The organism is Sulfurimonas limnophila, from assembly GCF_059705345.1.
This window is the reverse complement of the sequence record NZ_AP046127.1, coordinates 1528298-1548306: the sequence shown is the minus strand read 5'-3', so window position 1 is coordinate 1548306 and position 20009 is coordinate 1528298. Positions and strand designations below refer to the sequence as shown.

The window sequence follows — 20009 nt, the reverse complement described above, 5'->3', positions numbered from 1 at the left end:
TTAAATTATAGAGATAAAAAAATGAAAAGAGTTGTTGTTAAAGTTGGAAGCGCAGTACTAACAGAAAATGATGCGATAGCATTACAGAGGATGAGAAATTTAGTTGATTTCTTGGTTGAACTTAGAAAAAGCTCTGAAGTGATACTTGTTTCATCTGGTGCCGTTGCTGCTGGATATACAGCACTAAAGTTAGATAGAAGCATACTTCAAAATAAACAAGCACTAGCCTCTATCGGACAACCAATACTTATGAAAAAATACGCTAAAAAATTTGCTACTCACGATATTTTAACGGCTCAGGTTTTAGTAACTGCAGCAAATTTTAAAATGGAAGATGAGAGCAGAAAAATCAAAGATACAGTTGATACACTTTTATCAAATGGAGTTATTCCCATTATAAACGAGAATGATGCGACAACTACAAAAGAGTTAGTGGTTGGAGATAATGATCAACTATCAGCGTATGTAGCAAAATATACAGACTCAAATTTACTGATAATCCTATCGGATATTGATGCATATTATGACAAAGATCCAAGAATGTTCTTGGATGCTAAAGTTTTAAAAATCGTAAATAGTATTAACGCTGATGAGTTAGAGAAAGATGCAACTCCTCATGGAGCTTTTGCAACAGGTGGAATTTTAACAAAACTAAAAGCTGCTAACTATCTTTTGAATAATAAAATAGATATGGTTCTTACAAGCGGATATAATTTAGATGATATAAAAAGCTTAATGCTAGAGGGCAATCACACAGGCGGAACTCTCTTTACATGCAGTAATTAATGAAAATTATTTTCATGGGGACACCTGATTATGCAGCTCATATCTTAGAGAGATTGATACAAAGCAAAAATATAGATGTAGTGGCACTATTTACACAGCCTGACAAGCCAGTAGGGCGTAAAAAAATTTTAACTTCTCCTGCTGCAAAAAACATAGCTCTCAAATATAATATCGAAATTTATCAACCAAATCGCCTAAGAGATGAAGAGATAATTGCAGAAATTACAAGCATAGAGTGTGATTATATTGTTGTAGCAGCATATGGTCAGATACTTCCATTAAAGATACTTGGACATGCTCCTTGTATAAATTTACACGCATCTATTTTGCCACAATATAGAGGTGCAAGTCCAATTCAACAAACACTACTGCACGGCGACACTAAAACAGGCGTAACTGCTATGCTGATGAATGAAGGACTAGATACTGGAGATATTTTAAAAATAAATGAGGTAGAAGTTGATGAAAATGAGATGTCGGAATCTCTATTTGCAAAACTTACTGAAATTGCATCTGATTTAACTATTGATGTGTTAGAAAACTTTGCAAAATATACTCCAAAAAAACAAGATGACTCTCTATCTTCACACTGTAAAAAAATAACTAAACAAGATGGCGAGATAGAGTTTGATAACGCTTCTGTAATCTTTAATAAATATCGCGCATTTACTCCATGGCCAGGAATTTATCTCTCTTCAGGATTGAAACTAAAAAACATTGAGTTAGTTGAGTGTGAGAGTGAAAATATGAGTGGTAAAATTTTAGATATTCAAAAAGATGGAATCATTGTTGGGTGCAACAAGGGAAGCATTAAAATAATATCTATTCAGCCAGAGTCAAAAAACGAGATGTCAGCACTCTCTTATATAAACGGAAAAAGATTAAATATTGCAGATACTCTCTCTTGAGTGCGTAGATTCCACACAAAAATATCTAAAAGAGTTGATTTTAGAAAAAAAAATTACTCCTCCTTATGCAGTAGTAGCAGATGTACAAACGGATGGAATAGGTAGTAGAGGAAATGAGTGGAGCTCAATTAAAAATAACCTTTTTTTATCATTCGTAATTTCATTTGCCGAGTTGCCAAAAGATTTAAAACTAGAGTCAGCATCTATTTATTTTTCTTATATTTTAAAAGAGACGTTAGAAGAGCTTGGTTCAAAAGTTTGGCTTAAATGGCCAAATGATTTTTATGTAAATGATAAAAAAATTGGTGGAATGATTACAAATGTAGTTAATGAGTGCGTTCTTTGTGGTGTTGGATTAAATATAGTTGATGCACCGGAGAATTTTGCCAAGCTAGATATCATTTTGGAGAGGAATTTTTTAGTAGAGAGATTTTTTGCCAATATCGAAAAAAAGAGCTTATGGAAGCAAGTTTTTAGCAAATATAAGTTAGAATTTGACAAGAATCAAAACTTTTACACGCACGATAAAAATTTAATAATTTCTTTAGGTAATGCCTCATTGCAAGATGATGGCTCAATTGTAATTAACGGCGAGAGGATATATAGCAGACGATGAGTGAAGTGATTGTAATCGCAAATCAAAAAGGCGGTGTTGGTAAAACTACTACTGCCGTAAACTTAGCTGCATCACTTGCCGTAGCAGAAAAAAAAGTACTCTTAATTGACTCAGACCCTCAGGCAAATGCTACAACTTCACTAGGTTTCCATCGAAATGATTATGAGTTTAATATCTATCATGTATTGATAGGCACAAAAAAACTAAAAGATATTATCTTAAAATCTGAACTTCCAACACTACATTTAGCACCATCAAATATTGGTTTGGTTGGTATAGAAAAAGAGTACTATGATGCTCAAAACTCAAAAGGTCGTGAGCTTTTACTTAAAAAAGCATTGGCAAGTGTATTAAAAGATTATGATTATATTATTATAGACTCTCCACCGGCACTTGGACCAATGACGATAAATGCACTCTCAGCATCAAACTCTGTAATTATTCCTATTCAGTGTGAATTTTTTGCTCTTGAAGGATTGGCACAACTTTTAAACACTGTGAAGTTAGTTAGAAAATCAATTAATCAAAAGTTAGTTATTAAAGGTTTTTTGCCAACAATGTTTAGTGCTCAAAATAACTTATCAAAGCAAGTTTTTGCAGATTTAAAACAACACTTTAGCGCTAAACTTTTCAAAGACACAGATGGGGAGATTATTGTTGTTCCTAGAAATGTAAAATTAGCAGAATCACCATCATTTGGTAAGCCTGCGATTTTATATGATGTAAAATCTATGGGTTCTATCTCTTACCAAAATTTAGCACAAGCGATTATGAAAGAATGAAGACGCAAAGATTAGGAAGAGGCTTAGGTGAACTTTTAGGTGAAATCGAAGAGGCTTATGAGAATGAAGTTTCTCATAAAGATTCAATTGTAGAGATTTCTCTTAAGGATATAAGACCAAACCCATATCAGCCAAGAAAACATTTTGAAGAGAGTTCACTTCTTGAGCTTGGAGAGTCTATAAAAAATGATGGCTTAATACAGCCAATTATAGTTACAGAGGATGTTGATGGTTATGTTCTTATAGCAGGAGAGAGAAGACTTCGTGCATCTAAATTGGTAAAGTTAAAAACAATTCGCGCAATTGTTTTAAATAGCGATGAGCAGAAGATGAGACAGTTTGCGCTTATTGAAAATATTCAGAGAGATGAACTTAACTCTATTGAGTTGGCACATGCATATGGTGAACTTATTAAGCTTCACAATATTACACAAGAAGAACTATCAACTAAAATTCATAAAAGCAGAACACACATAACAAATACTATTCGTTTATTACAGCTTTCTCAAAAAACACAAAGAGCTCTTGTTGAGAAAAAAATTACAACAGGACATGCAAAAGTTTTAGTTGGACTTGATGAAAAACAACAACAGTTAATAGTAAATTCTATTATTGGGCAAAAATTAAGTGTTAGAGAAGTTGAAGCAACAATTAAAAGTATTAAAAATACTAATTGTGAACCAAAAGAAAAATCAAAAGAAGTTCAGTATGATTTTGGAGATATAAAAGAGAGATTACTAGAGCTTGGATTTGTGGCAAAAAGTTCAAATAAAAGTTTAACTATTGAGTTTAAAAATGAGCTACAGTTAGAACAATTTTTAATAAATTTATCAAAATAAATTTATTAGATACCTACATTTTTTTACATTATGTATAAAAAATATAAAAAAAAATTAAAAATTTTATCAGTTTAACAATTCTTTTAATTTTAAAATAGTATAATCACGCAACTTTTAGGAGGTGCTATGTTAGATATAAACCCGATACTACTTGTAGCTACATTGATCGTGTTTCTTACTCTTATTGCCGTTCTAAACAGTTGGCTTTACAATCCATTATTTGCTTATATGAGTAAAAGAGATGAAGATATCAAAAAAGACCTAGAAAAAGTAGGCTCTAATGATGATGAAATCAATGAACTTGAATTAAAAGCAAAATCAATAATTGCAAATGCTAAATTGGAAGCTTCGGCCCTGAGAGAAAAAGTTATTGCGGATGCTAAAGATTTAGCAGAGAGTAAAATAGAAGCAAAACGTGCTGAATTAGCTAGTCAGTATTTAGAGTTTGAGCAGTTACTTGCTCGTACTCGTGAACAGTTAAGTGGTGATTTAAAATCACAAATACCACTGTTTAAAGAAGCTGTTAAAGCTAAATTTAGTCAAATATAAGGATGTTGTGTGAGTAGAATTTTAGTATTTATGCTAATGATATCAACATATGCATTGGCATCTAGTGGTAATGCAGAGACTGATATTGTCCAAAGAACGGTTAACTTTTTACTGTTTGCTGGACTTGTTTGGTATCTTATAGCGGAGCCGGCAAAGAACTATTTTGCATCAAGAAGCAACTCTATTGCTGATGAGATGAAAAAAGTTCAAGACAAGTTAAAAGAGTCTGTTTCTCTAAAAAAAGATGTTCTTGCTAAAGTTGTAGCTGCAGAAAAGTTTGCTACAGATTTAGTAATAAGCTTAAAAAAAGAGAATAAAGTTTTAAATGACACAATCATGGCACAGTGCGAAAGTGATATCGAAATAATGATAAAGCAACAAGCTGCGCTTATGGAATTTGAACAGAGAAAAATGGTTCGAAGTGTTGTTGAAAACACACTAAGTGAAGTTTTAAGTCAAAGTGATGATTCTTTTGACAAAGAAGCTATGGCTAATGTTATCTTAAAGAAGGTGGCATAAATGGAAGAGTTGATTGCAAAGAGATATCTCAAAGCTATTAAACAACGTTCTAATGCAGAGTCGATGCAGGAGATAGCTTTGATATTTTCTATATTATCTGAAGCTTTTAATAATAAAAAATTTATTCAAATTATTAATAACCCAGATGTAAGCAGAGATCAAAAATCAGAAATTTTATTGGCAGCTGTTAAGTCAGCAGGTCATAAAGATGTTGAAAATTTAATTAAACTGCTTGCTGAGCATAATCGTATAAATATCATTCCTGCAATTGCAGAAGTAATGAGAAAAGATATTGCCAAAACTAATAAAGTTTATAACGGAATCGTGTATAGCGATAGTGTTGTAGATTCAAAGGTTATGGAAGATTTAGGCAATGGATTAGGTAGTAAATTTAATTCTAAAATATCATTAAAGCTTGTAAAAGATAACTTTAACGGTATAAAAGTAGATGTTGAAGACCTTGGTGTTGAGATTAGTTTCTCAAAAGCAAGAATCAATAATCAAATGATAGAACACATTATAAAAGCAATTTAACTTTCAACGAGAGGAGACGTGTAGTGGTAACAAAAATTCAAGCTGATGAAATCAGCTCAATAATTAAAGAACGTATTGATAACTTTGAACTAAGTGTTGATATAAATGAGACAGGTAAAATTGTTTCGTATGCTGATGGTGTTGCGCAAGTTTATGGACTAAACAATGTTATGGCAGGAGAAATGGTAGAGTTTGAAGAGGGAACAAGAGGTTTAGTTATGAACCTTGAGGAGAGCACAGTAGGTGTTGTTATCCTAGGAGCAGGCTCTTTATTGAAAGAGGGTATGTCTGTAAAAAGACTAGGTCGTCTTCTTCGTGTTCCAGTTGGTGATGCACTTCTTGGTCGTGTTGTAAACGCACTTGGTGAGCCTATTGATGGAAAAGGTCCTATTGAAACAACTGAGACTCGTTTCGTTGAAGAAAAAGCTCCTGGTATTATGGCTCGTAAATCAGTTCACGAACCTCTTGCTACTGGTATTAAAGCAATTGATGCTCTAGTTCCAATTGGTAGAGGTCAAAGAGAACTTATTATTGGTGATAGACAAACTGGTAAAACAACAGTTGCACTTGATGCTATTATCAATCAAAAAGGTAATGGTGTTATCTGTATCTATGTTGCTATTGGGCAAAAAGAGTCAACAGTTGCACAAATTATTCGTCGTTTAGAAGATCATGGCGCTATGGAATATACAATTGTTGTTTCTTCAACTGCTGCTGAAGCAGCGGCTCTTCAATTTTTAGCTCCATATACTGGTGTTACAATGGGTGAATATTTCCGTGATAACGCTAGACATGGTTTAATTGTTTATGATGATTTAAGTAAACATGCAGTTGCATATCGTGAAATGTCACTTATCCTTCGTCGCCCTCCAGGTCGTGAAGCTTATCCTGGTGACGTTTTTTATATTCACTCTCGTCTATTGGAGAGAGCTGCAAAAGTTTCTGATGAAAGAGGTGCTGGTTCTTTAACTGCTCTACCAATTATTGAAACTCAAGCAGGTGACGTATCGGCTTATATCCCAACAAACGTAATTTCAATTACTGACGGACAGATTTTCTTAGAGACTGAACTATTTAACTCAGGTGTACGTCCAGCTATTAACGTCGGTCTTTCTGTATCTCGTGTTGGTGGTGCTGCTCAAATTAAAGCTACTAAACAAGTTGCAGGAACACTTAGACTTGACCTTGCACAGTATCGTGAATTACAAGCATTTGCTCAATTTGCATCTGATCTTGATGAATCATCACGTAAACAGCTTGAGCGTGGACAAAGAATGGTCGAAGTTCTAAAACAACCACCTTTTTCTCCTCTTTCTGTAGAAAAGCAAGTATTGATTATTTTTGCTGGTAATGAAGGTTTCTTTGATGACATGGCGCCATCAAATGTAGTTCGTTTTGAAGCTGAGTTGTATCCATTTATTGAAGCATCTTATCCTCAAATTTTTGAAAATATTAGAAGTACTTCTAAAGTAGATGATAATACCAATGCATTAATGAAAAAAGCACTTGAAGAGTTCAAAGCTAGCTTTATAGTAGCGTAAGGATAACTTAATGGCAAACTTGAAAGATATTCAAAGACAGATTAAGAGTGTTTCTAATACTCAAAAGACGACTCGTGCAATGAAGCTTGTATCAACTGCAAAACTTCGTCGTGCTGAGGAGCTTGCAAAGCGCTCTCGTCTATATGCTGCAAAAATGAATCAGGTAATTGCCGAAATTGCTGGACGTATCAAATGCAATAAAGTTGGAGGAATTGACAATCGCTGTTTCTTAGAGATTGAAAATCCAAAAACGATTGACATTATTTTTGTAACTGCTGATAAAGGTTTATGTGGCGGATTTAATATTCAAACTATTAAAGCTGTTAAAAAACTTTTAGCAGAGTACAAAGCAAAAAATGTAAAAGTACGTTTACGTGGAATCGGTAAAAAAGGAATTGAATTTTTTAAATACAATGAAGTTGAACTTTTTGACTCAGTTGCAAATCTTAGTTCAAAACCTGATAAAGAGATTTCTGATGAATTTATCTTGACTTCAATAGAAGATTTTAAAGATGGAAAAGTAGATGCTCTTTACCTTGTATACAATGGTTACAAGAACATGATAACACAAGAGTTGCATATCAGCAAAATATTGCCGGTAGATGCTACTCAATTTGAATGTACTGAAGCAGAAAAATCAATGCTTGAAGTTGAAGCTCAAGATGAAGAGAAGATGTTGGATTCTTTAGTAAATAGATATGCACAATATGCAATGTACTATTCACTAATAGATTCTGTTGCTGCTGAGCATAGTGCTAGAATGCAAGCAATGGATACGGCTACAAACAATGCAAAAGATATGGTTAAGTCATTAAATGTTAAATTTAATAAAGCTAGACAAGCAGCTATTACAACAGAACTTATAGAGATTATAAGTGGTGTGGAGTCTATGAAATAATGGAGAAAAATATGATTGGTAAAATTAGCCAGGTTATGGGCCCGGTTGTTGATGTTGATTTTGATGGTTATCTTCCAATAATTAATGAAGCAATCGAAGTTAGTATAAATTTAGAAGGTACACAAACTCGTTTAGTACTTGAAGTTGCAGCACACTTAGGTGACGGTCGTGTTAGAACGATTGCAATGGATATGAGTGAAGGTTTAGTTCGTGGAATGGATGCAACAGCTACTGGTTCTCCAATTAAAGTCCCAGTTGGAGAGAAAGTACTTGGACGTATTTTCAATGTAATTGGTGAAACTATCGATGACGGTGAACAAGTAACTGATGCTCCAATGTGGTCAATCCATCGTCAGCCTCCAGCTTTAGTTGAGCAATCAACTACAACAGAGATGTTTGAAACAGGTATCAAAGTTGTTGACTTACTTGCACCATATTCAAAAGGTGGTAAAGTTGGATTGTTCGGTGGTGCAGGTGTTGGTAAAACAGTTATCATTATGGAGCTTATTCATAACGTTGCAATGGGGCATGACGGTCTATCTGTTTTTGCTGGTGTTGGTGAGAGAACTCGTGAGGGTAATGACCTTTATCACGAGATGAAAGATTCTAACGTTTTGGATAAAGTTGCACTGTGTTATGGTCAAATGAGTGAGCCTCCAGGAGCACGTAACCGTATTGCACTAACAGGTCTTACGATGGCTGAGTACTTTAGAGATGAAAAAGGTCTAGATGTATTGATGTTTGTTGATAATATCTTCCGTTTCGCTCAATCAGGTTCAGAGATGTCTGCACTTCTTGGTCGTATCCCTTCAGCTGTTGGTTACCAACCAACTCTTGCTCGTGAAATGGGTGCACTTCAAGATAGAATTACATCTACAAAAAATGGTTCAATTACATCTGTTCAAGCTGTATACGTACCTGCGGATGACTTAACTGACCCGGCTCCAGCATCAGTTTTTGCTCACTTAGATGCAACAACTGTTCTTAACCGTAAAATTGCTGAAAAAGGTATCTATCCTGCAGTTGATCCATTGGATTCATCTTCAAGATTACTTGATCCACAAATTTTAGGTGAAGAGCATTATGGTGTTGCTCGTGGTGTACAACAAACACTTCAAAAGTATAAAGATTTGCAAGATATTATTGCGATTCTTGGTATGGATGAACTTTCTGAAGATGATAAAAATGTTGTAGAACGTGCTCGTAAAATTGAAAAATTCTTGTCTCAACCGTTTTTCGTTGCTGAAGTATTTACTGGTTCTCCAGGTAAATATGTTTCTTTAGCTGACACTATCAAAGGTTTCAAAATGATTCTAAGTGGTGAGTGTGACCATATGCCAGAAAGTTCTTTCTATATGGTTGGTGGTATTGATGAGGCTATTGAAAAAGCTCAAAAAATTAAGTAATTCATAAAGGACTGATATGAATAAGTTAAAACTTGAAATACTAACTCCTAATGGTGTGATCTATAATGGTGAAGCCGTTAGTGTAACTCTTCCTGGTGAAGAGGGCGAGTTTGGTGTTTTAGCAGAGCATTCATCGTTAACTACACTGCTTGAGGCTGGTGTAATTGATATAGAGAAAGAAGATAAATCAGTCGAATCAATTCTTATTAACTGGGGTGTTGTCCAAGTTGATGAGAAAAAAGTTATAGTGTTAGTTGAAGGTGCAGTAGCAATTCGTGGTGACAATGAAAACAGTGTTGCGAAAGCTCTTAGCGATGCTAAAGAACTTATTGAATCAATTAAAGATAATAACCCTGCAATAGCTACTGTTACTGCAAGATTAGAGTCGGCTGCTCATAATTTACTGTAAATATAATGATTAACGAAATTATTGATTTTTATATAAAAAGTCATCCAGTTACGTTGGGTGTATTAACTCTTTTAGCTATATATTTTATAGTGCTAAATTGGGTTTTTTTCTACAGATACCTCTCTATAAATAGTTGGCTCGAAATTGAGAATAGATCTCTTGAGAGTCTTCTAATGGGAGCTTCAGTTGTAAGTCCACAATCATATTTAAATAGTTTTTTGAGATCAAGTTCAAATATTAATAAAGATATATTGTCATTAGGATTACAAGCAGCAACAAAAGAGGCTACAAAAGGCCTATCTATCCTTTCTGTTTTTGCATCTACTACTCCTTTTATTGGGCTTTTTGGAACTGTGGTCTCTATATTGGATACATTTACACATATAGGACAAAGCAGTGGCGGTATGTCAGTTATTGCTGCTGGTGTTTCTGATGCATTGGTCGCAACTGCGGCAGGTATTTTTGTTGCAATTTTTGCATATACGTATCATCAAATACTCAAGCGAAAAACATTTGAATTAATCAGTTTTCTTGAAATGCAAAGCGATGCAATTCTTGCAAGAAAAGTATAACAGATGGCTTATAACTGGGATGAAAAACCTGAATTAAACATTACTCCTTTGGTGGATGTAATGTTAGTGCTTTTAGCGATTATGATGGTTATTGCACCAAATATGATATATGAAGAGAAAATAAATCTTCCTCAGAGCTCAAAAACAAAATCACTATCAAAGATACCACCTGTTCACATCACTATAGACAAAGATAAAAACTTAAAAGTGAATAAAGACAATTTTCAATTAAATGCTTTTTTAGATAATTTTTTTCTTTATTCAAAGCAATTAGATTTAAAAGCGACTGTTTTAATAAGTGCAGATAAGAGTTTAGATTATGGTGTTGTTATGTCTGTTCTTGCATCAGTCAAGCAAGCTGGTTTTATTGAGGTTTCATTAGCTACTAATGGTTAACAAGGACTCCTACTTTTATATTAGCGGTTTTATATCGCTATCTCTTTTTGCTTTTTTTACAGTAGTTTTTTTTATAGCTATTATTGTATCTAAGGATATGAAAAGTTATGCATTAAAAAAAGATGACTTTGTTTCCGTTTCATTAGATATGGTAAGTGTTCAATCTACAAATGTAAAAAAAGCCGTTGATAAGCCTGTTGTAAAAGAGGTTGAAAAACCAATTGTAAATCAAGAACCGCAAGAAAAAACTGAAACAACCCCTCAAAAAAAAGAGTTAAATATTGATAACTTATTTAGCCAAGTTTGGACTAAAGACATTAAAAAAGAAGATAAAAAAATAGAAAAAGAGCTTGACAAGAGAGTTGCTCAAGAGCTATCTAAAAAAAGTCAAAAATCCACAGAAAATAAAGTAGAATCAATAAGTAGTAAAATAGAAAAAGTGAACTCTAAAGATAAGTCCGAAAAAAGTTCTAAAAGTTCAACAGGATCTGAAGTAAACGAATATTTAGCTAATATTCAAGCAATTGTTTATCAATACTTCACACCGCCAGAAAATTCTCAAGGCAAAATGATAAAAGCCGTTATAGAGCTTGACTCATTTGGAAAAGTTATTGATTTTAGGATACTTACATATTCTGATAGTGATAGTTTTAATAGTGAATGTGACAAAATAAAAGGAAGATTAATAAATGTTCTTTTTCCAAAAAATCCTGACAACAAATCAGGTACTTACGTAATAAATTTAATTTCGCAGGAGTAAACTTTGAAAATAATAATTTCAATTTTATTAATTATGATATCTATATTTGCAAATGATGCTACTATTGATGTTATAAAAAAAGCCGATACACTACCTTCTATTGCATTAGAAGATGCATCAGTAAGTTATGATTCTACTTTTAAAGTTAAGTTTTTTAAATCACTTGTAGCAGATTTAAATGTGCTATCAATTTTTAATGTAGATAGAGTTCAAAGAAATGTTAATTTTGATGCAAGTAGTGTTCTTGTTGAAAATAAAGATATGAATTATGTATTAAGGTATAAATTAAGTCAAGATGATAGCAATTCATTGAGTCTTGAAATGAAACTTATCAGTAAAGATAATGTAGTTTTTAATAAAAATTATAAAGTTAATAGTTCTGACATATATATGTTTGTTTCTCATACAATAGCATATGATATAAATAATTTTATGGGAGAAAGCCCAGTAGAGTGGATTAAAAGAAAAGTTATTTTTTCAAGAATGATATCTCCACAAAGAAGCGAATTAGTAGTTACAGATTATACTTTAACATACCAACATGTTGTAGTTAAAGGTGGTTTCAATCTTTTTCCAAAATGGTCAAATAAAGAGCAAAGTGCTTTTTATTACACTTCTCTTAATGAAACAAAGCCAACACTTAAGCATATAGATTTGAAAACTGGAAAAAGTAAAGTTATTAAATCATCTGATGGAATGATGATATGTTCTGATGTAAACGAAGATGGGTCAAAGTTGCTTTTTACAATGGCACCAAACGGTCAACCAGATGTATTTATATATGATGTGAAAACGCAAAATACAAAAAAATTGACTAACTATGGCGGTATTGATGTTAGTGGACAATTTATGGGAAGCGATAGTATTATTTTTGTTTCTGATAGATTAGGATATCCAAATATTTTTTCTCTAAATATAAATTCTGGCAGTGTTGCACAGATGGTTTATTATGGAAAAAGCAATTCTGCATGCAGTGTTCATGGCAAGTATGTAGTATATAAAGCTAGAGAGAGCTCAGATTCATTTTCAAATAATACATTTAATTTACATTTAGTTTCAATGGAGAGTGATTTCATTAGAAGACTTACTGCTGTTGGTGTAAATGAATTTCCAAAATTTTCTATAGATGGTGATGCAATCATCTTTGTTAAAAATTATCAATCACAAAGTTCGGTTGGAATAATTAGATTAAATCATAATAAAAACTATCTTTTTCCGTTACAGTTTGGTAAAATTCAATCAATTGATTGGTAAAATAATATTTTATAAATAAAAATTAATTTTATTTAGGTATAATTGCGAAAATAAAAACATAAGGTAGTAAAGAATGAAAAGTATAGTTCTAGCAAGTGCTGTAGCAGCACTTTTAGTTTTAAGTGGATGTGGAGATAAAGATCCTCAAGTTGATGCTAATGATGGTGCTGTTGCAGAACAAGCTGCTCCAGTAAAATCTGCTCCATCAGTAAAAGCTCCAGTTGCAAGTAATTCAGAGACTGCAGCAGAGTATATGGCAAGAATTGAAAAAGAGTTAAAAACAATATATTTTGATTTTGACAAATTTAGTATTAAAGCAGATATGCAAGCAAATCTTTCAGCTGATGCTTCAATCGCAAATTCAAAAGCAAGTAAATTCTTAGTAAAACTAGAAGGTAATTGTGATGAGTGGGGTAGTGATGAGTATAACTTTGCTTTAGGATTAAAAAGAGCGGAAACAGTTAAAAAGGCATTAGTTGCTGAAGGTGTTGATGCAAATCGTGTTTCTATGGTAAGTTTTGGCGAAAGTAGTCCAGCTTGTACAGACAAAACAAAAGAGTGCTGGGCACAAAATCGTAGAGTTGACTTTAAACTTTTACCATAATTAATGAATAATAGTAAAATAATTGCTTTATTAGCAATAATCTTACCTTCATATTTGCTTAGTGCCGAACCATCAGCGTTCGGTGCTGGTAATTTGAATAATCCAAATCCTTATGGCCTCTCTTCCACTGAGGCAACACTACTTGAAACTAAAAAAAATCTTCAAAAAGTTGTTGTAAAAAGCAATAATCAAGCAAATGAAGTTGACTCCTTACGAGAAAGAATAGATGGACTTCAAACAATAATTGAAACAATAAGTTCTACAAGTCGTGAAAATCAACTCAAACTTAAGTCGAATGAAAATGAAATATCACTTCAGAGAGACAATAAGAGCGAATATGATAAACGTGTAATGGAATCAATCCAAGTCAACAGTAAAGATATTGAAAAAATAAATCTTCAACTTGCTGAGATCTCTAAGCTTATTGATGTAATAAATAAAAATTACATTACTAAAAACGAATTTAATTCATTGGTAAATGATGTAAATAAGTTTAAAGATCTTATTGCAAAAGAGTTAAAGACACCAGTAAAAGCAAAAAGTACACAAAGTACACAAAATAAAGAGTTATCAACAGCAGAAATTGATACAAAAGCAAAAGATTTTTATGATAAAAAACTTTATAAAGAGTCAATAGCACTTTATAAAGAGCTAGTTGAAAAAAATTATAAACCTGCATATTCTCATTATATGGTTGGAGAAATTGAATATTATAGCAATAACTATTCTGAAGCAATAGCATATTTTAAAAAGAGTGCAACGCTTTATGATAAGGCTACTTATATGCCAACGCTTCTCCTTCATACCGCAATCTCCATGGAGAAAAGTGGTGATAAAAAAAATGCTGAAATTTTTTATGGCGCTGTTAAAAGTCAATATCCAGAAAGTAAACAAGCAGATATTGCAAAAAAGAAATTAAGCTCAATAAAATAATAGTTTGATAGAATCTACAAAATAAATTAAAAGGTATACTGTATGGCAATAGAAAAAGATAAAATCGTATCAATTGAATACGAAGTAAATGATGGAACAAAAGTAGTTGATAGTAATATTGGCGGACTTCCGCTTGTTTTTATGTTTGGTAGAGGTCAAATTATTCCAGGTTTAGAAAATGCAATTACCAATATGTCTATTGGAGAAAAAGCTAATGTAGTTGTTAAAGCTGAAGATGCTTATGGAGAGTATAATGCAGAAGCTAAGCAAGAGGTTCCAAAAGATCAATTTGCAGGAATTGATTTAGATGTTGGAATGACTCTATACGGTCAAGGCGAAGATGGTGGTACTGTTCAGGTAGTTGTGCAAGAGATAGGAGATGAAAACGTTATTATAGATTTTAATCATCCTTTGGCTGGAAAAGAGCTAACTTTTCTTGTTATTGTAAACAATATTAGAGAAGCATCTGCTGAGGAATTAATGAGTGGTATACCAGCAGAAAATCAACAAGATGATTGTTGTGGCACTGGCGGTGGCACGGGTTGTGGATGCTAAACATATAAATGCGTCTGCTTCTTGGACGCAAGCTTTTAAAACAGCTACTCTTTTAAAATCACTTAGTGTAAATGCTCTTATTATTGGAGAAAGTGGTGTTGGAAAGAAGAGTTTAGCTAGCTATATACTTCCAGATGCAATAATTTTTGATGCATCAAATTATGATGAACTATTACTTGCTCTTGATAGCATGAATAGTGTAATTATTACTAATTTAGAAAACTCACCTAATATAAAAAAAATTTTAGATATTGTTACAGTACGTAGTATAAGAATTGTAGCAACAGCATCTAATTTATATAAAAATGACTTTGTTGATAAGGTCTTTAGCATTAAACTTGATATACCATCATTGAGAGAGAGACCAGAAGATGTTTCTTTTTTAATTGATAAATATATAAATGAAGCAGTTTCTTTATTTGGTGCATCAGAAATGTTAAAAATTACCAATATTAACCCTGATTTGAGTAAAAATTCTCATTCACTAAAAAAACAAATAATGATACAATATTTGCTTCAAAATATTAATGAGAATGAATTAATGGAGATTATTCAAAAGTATCTTTTTGAAAAACTTGGTTCCAATAGTGATTATAAAAACTTTCTACATCTTTATGAAGTACCACTAATAAAAGCAGGGCTTCAAAAATTTAAATCACAACTACAACTATCAGATAAACTTGGTTTAAATAGAAACACGTTAAGAAAAAAAATATCAGAAAATGATAAATATTTATAAAAGGACATAAATGAAAAAAATAGCAATGATTTTTGCTGGGCAGGGCTCACAAGCAACCGGAATGGGTAGGGATTTTTATGAAAATTCAGAATTGGCAAAAGAGATGTTTGAGGAAGCTGGAAAAAGAGCTGGACTTAATTTTGATGAGTTAATATTTGGTGAGCATGATCTTTTATCTCAAACAGCATACACACAGCCATCTATACTTCTTATACAGATGATTGCTTATCGTCTATTTAAGGAAAAGTGCCCAAATATAAAGGCAGAACTTTTCTTAGGACACTCTTTGGGTGAATTTTCAGCATTGTGTGCAAGCGGAGCGATTGAATATGTAGATGCTGTTGAGTTAGTTCATAGACGTGGACAGCTTATGCAAGATGCATGTTCGGATATAGAAGCTGGGATGATGGTAGTTATGGGCCTAGATGATGATAGTGTTGAGAATATTTGTGAAGTAGCTCAAAAAGAAGGTAAAAAAGTTTGGCCAGCTAATTATAATCAAGATGGACAGCTTGTTGTTGCTGGAATGAAAAGTGACTTGGCTTCATTAGAACAGACTTTTAAAGATGCTGGTGCAAAAAGAGCACTTTTATTAAATATGTCAGTTGCTAGTCATTGCGAACTATTATCTCCAGCACAAATTCCTCTAAAAAGCTTAATGGAGAGCATGATACATGATAATTTTGAAGCTCCAGTTATATCAAATGTAACAACAGCTGCATATTCAACAAAAAAAGAAGCAATTGAACTTTTAACTGAGCAGTTAATAAAGCCAGTTAAGTATAAACAATCAATTTTAAATATTGTAAATAGTGTAGATATTGCAATTGAGTTTGGAAATGGAGCTACCCTTAAAGGATTAAATAAAAGAATAGCACCAGATCTTGAGACATATACTATCTCAGACATGAAATCTTTACTTGAAGTAGTTGAGCAAATTTGTAACTAGTATGAGAATAACTTTAGCACAAATAGCACCTAAATTAAATCGTTCAAACTTACAGGAGGCTATATCTATAATTAGTGCATATAAAGATGAGAGTGATTTGATTGTTTTTCCAGAATTATCACTTAATGGCTATATGCTCCAAGATAAGTTATATGAAGATGCTTGGCTTATTGATGAGTTGAATATTTTTAAAGATTTAAGCTTAGATATTGATATAGTAGTTGGTGCTGCAATTAGAGATGGAGATAACTTTAGAAATGCTGCACTCTACTTTTCAAAAGGCAAACTTTTATCAAATCACTACAAAGTTCATTTACCTAATTATGGGATGTTTGAAGAGGCTAGATACTTTTTAGCAGGAGATATTTTTGAGAGTTTTTTAAACAATGAGTTGAAAATATCTATGGTAGTTTGTGAAGATTTATGGCATAAAAGCGTCCATAAAGATTTAATAAATGAAAATCCTAATTATATTATTGCTCTTGTAGCCTCTCCAGCTCGTGGCTTTAGCGATGATGGGCTAGAGATAGAAGACAAGTGGTATGAGATTGTAAAGAGTGTTGCCAAAGAGTGTAAAGCAAAACTTATATTTGTAAATAGAGTTGGCTTTGAAGATGGTCTTGGTTTTTGGGGTGGAAGTTGTATTGTTGATGAAAATGCGCAAATTATACATAAATTACCAAGATATGAGAAAATAGTTAAAACATTTGAGATATAAGGACAGATATGAAAATAGCGATAATGGGTGCAATGCCTGAGGAAATCTCTCCGATATTGGAGAAGATAGGTACATATAAGACAACAGCTTATGCGGGGAATAGTTATTATGAAGCTACATATAAGGGTATTGAACTTGTTATTGCTTATAGTAAGATCGGAAAGGTATTTTCAACTCTAACAGCTACAACTATGATAGAACATTTTGGGGCTACTAAGTTACTTTTTTCAGGAGTTGCTGGAGCTATATCAAGTAGTTTAAAAGTTGGAGATCTTATTGTTGCAACAAAACTATCTCAACATGATCTAGATATTACTGCTTTTGGACATCCATATGGTTATGTTCCTGGGGGATCTGTATTTGTTGAAGCAGATAAAGAGATGATTGAAATAAGCAAGATAGTAGCATCTGAAATGGGTAAAAATATTCAAGAGGGAATCATTGCAACTGGAGACCAGTTTGTAGCTAATGAAGAGCGAAAAAACTGGATAGGAACGACATTTGGTGCAGATGCTCTTGAGATGGAAGGTGGAAGTGTTGCGGTTGTTTGTAACGCTTTAAATGTAGCATTTTTTATTCTTCGTTCAATTAGTGATGCAGCTGATATGGATGCTAGTTTTAGTTTTGATGAGTTTTTAGAGAGTAGTGCAAAAGAGAGTGCGGAGTTTATAATAAAAATGGTTGATAAGCTTGCAGATTAAAATTTCTAAAAAAATCATGTCAAAGCTAGGCAAGACAAACGCTCTTTTTAACTTAATAGAGGAGGGTGATAAGATTTTGGTTGGTCTTAGTGGTGGCAAAGATTCGCTAACACTTGTTCATGCACTAAAAGAGCAACAACGTCGTGCCCCATTTAAGTTCGAATTTATTGCGGTGACTATCTCTTATGGAATGGGTGAAAACTATGATAAACTAAAAGCTCATTGTAAAGAGTATGATATTGAGTATGAGGTTTATGATACAAATATCTATAATATTGCAGAGGATAAGATAAGAAAAAATTCATCCTTCTGCAGTTTTTTCTCAAGAATGAGAAGAGGGTCCCTTTATACCGCAGCAGAAAAATTTGGATGTAATAAAGTAGCCCTAGGTCATCATATGGATGACGCAGCAGAGAGTTTTTTTATGAACTTTATCTATAATGGGCAGCTTAGAAGTTTAGCTCCAAAATATAAAGCGGATAGGGGAGTAACTGTTATTCGTCCGCTTATTGAGATGAGAGAGCGACAATTAGCAGCATTTGCTCATGATAACAATATAGAAACAATTGGTGATGAAGCATGTCCATCAATGAGATTTGATATAAAAATGCCACATGCTAGAGCTAGTACAAAAGAGATGCTTTCTAAAATGGAAAAAGAGTTTCCAACCCTATTTACAAGCTTAAATGCTTCATTTAAAAACGTCTCAAAAGAGAGCTTTTTTGATAAAGATAGCTTTAATATTTAGATTCAAGACTCTCTTCATCTTTTGCAATTTGTGATTTTTTATCGTGAAGCGTCTCTTCTTTTATAGATTCTAAAAACTCTATCATATTTTTTTGATAAGCAAGAGTATCGCTATTATGTGAGATATTTAAAAGTGGTTCAAGAGAGGCTGTATCTATTTTTTTAGCATATCTAGGTGTCAGTTTTAGCTCTTTTTGAATATTTACAACAATAGTGTCAATGTCAAGACTATTATGCTCTTTTACCCTAGAAACAAGTTCTTTTGTTAATAGCATGAGTAAATTTGCTCTATCTTCATCATCTTTATATATACTCATTCCTATATTTTTAACGATAGTATAATTATCTGGTTTTATCTCTTCATTTGCTGAAATTATAAGTGCTAATATTTTTGCTCTAAACTCTAGGGAGCCATGATGATGAACAAAAAGCTCACGAAAAGCATTGAAAAAATGGTTTTTAATCTTAAAATTTGAGAGCATTTAAATTCCTAGTACATTGTATTATGCTATTATACATTTTTGATTTTAAAATCAGTCTAAATAGAGTAAAGCATATATAACAGGCAGGGGAAAGTGTATGGGAAGAGCTTTTGAATATAGAAAAGCATCAAAATTAAAAAGATGGGGAGCAATGTCAAAGTTGTTTCCAAAACTTGGAAAAATTATTACAATGGCAGCAAAAGAGGGTGGAACTGACCCCGATATGAATGCAAGGCTCAGAACAGCAATCATAAATGCAAAAGCTGAAAATATGCCAAAAGACAACATAGAAGCGGCAATTAAAAGAGCGTCTGCAAAAGATACCGCAAGTATGTTAGAAGTTAGCTTTGAAGGAAAAGCTCCATATGGAGTTCAATTTTTTATAGAATGTATGACTGATAACAATACAAGAACAGTTGCTAATGTAAAAAATATATTAACAAAACATGGCGGAGAGATGCTTATTAAAGGCTCTTTGGAGTTCATGTTTGATAGAAAAGCTATTTTTGAGTTTTTACTTAAAGATGGAATGGACATAGAAGAGTTAGAGCTTGAGCTTATTGATGCTGGACTAGAAGAGATAGAAGAAGATGAGGGTATAGTTATTCTCAGTGCTGATTATAAAAGCTTTGGTTCAATCAATAGCGCTTTAGAAGATATGGGTATTGAAATTATAAAAGCAAATTTAGAGAGAATGGCAACATCTCCAATATCACTTAGCGAAGAACAACAAGCTGACATAGATAAGATAATAGATAAGCTAGAAGATGATGAAGATGTTCAAAAGGTCTTTACAAATATAGCTTAAGCGT

General features: G+C 32.7%; 26 protein-coding genes. 25 read left to right on the top strand and 1 reads right to left on the bottom strand.

The genetic code is table 11. The features are described from left to right. Positions 1 to 21 precede the first annotated feature (21 nt). The 24 genes from proB to AC6H33_RS07735 all read left to right on the top strand — a co-directional run bounded on the left by proB (position 22) and on the right by AC6H33_RS07735 (position 18716). Positions 22 to 786, top strand: a complete 765-nt coding sequence (proB, locus tag AC6H33_RS07850) for a glutamate 5-kinase (RefSeq protein ID WP_497604337.1) — start codon at positions 22 to 24, stop codon at positions 784 to 786. Next, entirely contained in the window at positions 786 to 1694 is a 909-nt protein-coding gene (gene fmt / locus AC6H33_RS07845; RefSeq protein WP_497604336.1) for a methionyl-tRNA formyltransferase, read from the top strand. Before proB ends, fmt begins: the two co-directional genes overlap by 1 nt. Then, positions 1675 to 2310, top strand: coding sequence for a biotin--[acetyl-CoA-carboxylase] ligase (locus AC6H33_RS07840; protein WP_497604335.1), 636 nt, complete (start codon positions 1675 to 1677; stop codon positions 2308 to 2310). Before fmt ends, AC6H33_RS07840 begins: the two co-directional genes overlap by 20 nt. Beyond that, positions 2307 to 3092 (top strand): ParA family protein, encoded by a 786-nt coding sequence (locus AC6H33_RS07835; RefSeq protein ID WP_497604334.1) that lies wholly within the window; start codon positions 2307 to 2309, stop codon positions 3090 to 3092. The genes AC6H33_RS07840 and AC6H33_RS07835 overlap by 4 nt, the downstream gene beginning before the upstream one ends. Beyond that, positions 3089 to 3931, top strand: coding sequence for a ParB/RepB/Spo0J family partition protein (locus tag AC6H33_RS07830; RefSeq protein ID WP_497604333.1), 843 nt, complete (start codon positions 3089 to 3091; stop codon positions 3929 to 3931). The genes AC6H33_RS07835 and AC6H33_RS07830 overlap by 4 nt, the downstream gene beginning before the upstream one ends. Before the next feature lie 126 nt (positions 3932 to 4057). Then, positions 4058 to 4480 carry a FoF1 ATP synthase subunit B' gene (locus tag AC6H33_RS07825; RefSeq protein ID WP_497604332.1) on the top strand — a complete coding sequence of 141 codons (423 nt, stop codon included), beginning with the start codon at positions 4058 to 4060 and terminating at the stop codon, positions 4478 to 4480. Between the two features lie 9 nt (positions 4481 to 4489). Beyond that, positions 4490 to 4999, top strand: coding sequence for a F0F1 ATP synthase subunit B (locus AC6H33_RS07820; protein ID WP_497604331.1), 510 nt, complete (start codon positions 4490 to 4492; stop codon positions 4997 to 4999). After that, entirely contained in the window at positions 5000 to 5533 is a 534-nt protein-coding gene (locus AC6H33_RS07815) for a F0F1 ATP synthase subunit delta (protein WP_497604330.1), read from the top strand. A gap of 23 nt (positions 5534 to 5556) precedes the next feature. Continuing rightward, on the top strand, positions 5557 to 7074 hold the full coding sequence (atpA, locus tag AC6H33_RS07810) for a F0F1 ATP synthase subunit alpha (RefSeq protein WP_497604329.1): 1518 nt from the start codon (positions 5557 to 5559) through the stop codon (positions 7072 to 7074). Between the two features lie 10 nt (positions 7075 to 7084). Next, entirely contained in the window at positions 7085 to 7972 is an 888-nt protein-coding gene (gene atpG, locus AC6H33_RS07805; RefSeq protein ID WP_497604328.1) for an ATP synthase F1 subunit gamma, read from the top strand. A gap of 11 nt (positions 7973 to 7983) precedes the next feature. Continuing rightward, positions 7984 to 9378, top strand: a complete 1395-nt coding sequence (gene atpD, locus AC6H33_RS07800; RefSeq protein WP_497604327.1) for a F0F1 ATP synthase subunit beta — start codon at positions 7984 to 7986, stop codon at positions 9376 to 9378. A 16-nt stretch (positions 9379 to 9394) separates the two neighbouring features. Then, positions 9395 to 9787 carry an ATP synthase F1 subunit epsilon gene (gene atpC / locus AC6H33_RS07795; RefSeq protein WP_497604326.1) on the top strand — a complete coding sequence of 131 codons (393 nt, stop codon included), beginning with the start codon at positions 9395 to 9397 and terminating at the stop codon, positions 9785 to 9787. Between the two features lie 5 nt (positions 9788 to 9792). Beyond that, positions 9793 to 10359 (top strand): MotA/TolQ/ExbB proton channel family protein, encoded by a 567-nt coding sequence (locus AC6H33_RS07790; RefSeq protein ID WP_497604325.1) that lies wholly within the window; start codon positions 9793 to 9795, stop codon positions 10357 to 10359. A 3-nt stretch (positions 10360 to 10362) separates the two neighbouring features. Further along, complete coding sequence (locus tag AC6H33_RS07785) at positions 10363 to 10755, top strand: ExbD/TolR family protein (RefSeq protein WP_497604324.1); 393 nt, start codon at positions 10363 to 10365, stop codon at positions 10753 to 10755. A 97-nt stretch (positions 10756 to 10852) separates the two neighbouring features. Further along, on the top strand, positions 10853 to 11515 hold the full coding sequence (locus AC6H33_RS07780) for a TonB C-terminal domain-containing protein (protein WP_497604323.1): 663 nt from the start codon (positions 10853 to 10855) through the stop codon (positions 11513 to 11515). Between the two features lie 3 nt (positions 11516 to 11518). Then, the gene (gene tolB, locus AC6H33_RS07775; protein ID WP_497604322.1) at positions 11519 to 12769 is read left to right on the top strand and encodes a Tol-Pal system protein TolB; all 1251 of its coding nucleotides are present in this window, start codon (positions 11519 to 11521) and stop codon (positions 12767 to 12769) included. Positions 12770 to 12842: 73 nt separating this feature from the next. Beyond that, positions 12843 to 13373, top strand: a complete 531-nt coding sequence (locus AC6H33_RS07770) for an OmpA family protein (RefSeq protein ID WP_497604321.1) — start codon at positions 12843 to 12845, stop codon at positions 13371 to 13373. A 3-nt stretch (positions 13374 to 13376) separates the two neighbouring features. Next, positions 13377 to 14306 (top strand): tetratricopeptide repeat protein, encoded by a 930-nt coding sequence (locus tag AC6H33_RS07765; protein WP_497604320.1) that lies wholly within the window; start codon positions 13377 to 13379, stop codon positions 14304 to 14306. Between the two features lie 42 nt (positions 14307 to 14348). Beyond that, the gene (locus AC6H33_RS07760; RefSeq protein ID WP_497604319.1) at positions 14349 to 14861 is read left to right on the top strand and encodes an FKBP-type peptidyl-prolyl cis-trans isomerase; all 513 of its coding nucleotides are present in this window, start codon (positions 14349 to 14351) and stop codon (positions 14859 to 14861) included. After that, entirely contained in the window at positions 14791 to 15600 is an 810-nt protein-coding gene (locus AC6H33_RS07755) for a Fis family transcriptional regulator (protein WP_497604318.1), read from the top strand. The genes AC6H33_RS07760 and AC6H33_RS07755 overlap by 71 nt, the downstream gene beginning before the upstream one ends. A 10-nt stretch (positions 15601 to 15610) precedes the next feature. Further along, on the top strand, positions 15611 to 16549 hold the full coding sequence (gene fabD, locus AC6H33_RS07750; protein ID WP_497604317.1) for an ACP S-malonyltransferase: 939 nt from the start codon (positions 15611 to 15613) through the stop codon (positions 16547 to 16549). 1 nt (position 16550) lies between these two features. Further along, positions 16551 to 17267: a nitrilase-related carbon-nitrogen hydrolase gene (locus AC6H33_RS07745; protein ID WP_497604316.1), complete on the top strand. Its 717-nt coding sequence runs from the start codon at positions 16551 to 16553 to the stop codon at positions 17265 to 17267. An 8-nt stretch (positions 17268 to 17275) separates the two neighbouring features. Next, complete coding sequence (locus tag AC6H33_RS07740; protein WP_497604315.1) at positions 17276 to 17968, top strand: 5'-methylthioadenosine/adenosylhomocysteine nucleosidase; 693 nt, start codon at positions 17276 to 17278, stop codon at positions 17966 to 17968. A gap of 16 nt (positions 17969 to 17984) precedes the next feature. Beyond that, the gene (locus tag AC6H33_RS07735) at positions 17985 to 18716 is read left to right on the top strand and encodes a tRNA 2-thiocytidine biosynthesis TtcA family protein (protein ID WP_497605984.1); all 732 of its coding nucleotides are present in this window, start codon (positions 17985 to 17987) and stop codon (positions 18714 to 18716) included. On the opposite strand, the gene AC6H33_RS07730 is transcribed toward AC6H33_RS07735, so the two are convergent. Further along, a complete protein-coding gene (locus AC6H33_RS07730; protein ID WP_497604314.1) occupies positions 18706 to 19197 on the bottom strand; it encodes a hypothetical protein in 492 nt (163 codons plus the stop codon). The two genes, AC6H33_RS07735 and AC6H33_RS07730, sit on opposite strands and share 11 nt — an antisense overlap. A 97-nt stretch (positions 19198 to 19294) precedes the next feature. On the opposite strand from AC6H33_RS07730, the gene AC6H33_RS07725 reads away from it, so the two are divergent. Then, positions 19295 to 20005 carry a YebC/PmpR family DNA-binding transcriptional regulator gene (locus AC6H33_RS07725; protein WP_497604313.1) on the top strand — a complete coding sequence of 237 codons (711 nt, stop codon included), beginning with the start codon at positions 19295 to 19297 and terminating at the stop codon, positions 20003 to 20005. The last annotated feature ends 4 nt before the right edge of the window (positions 20006 to 20009 follow it).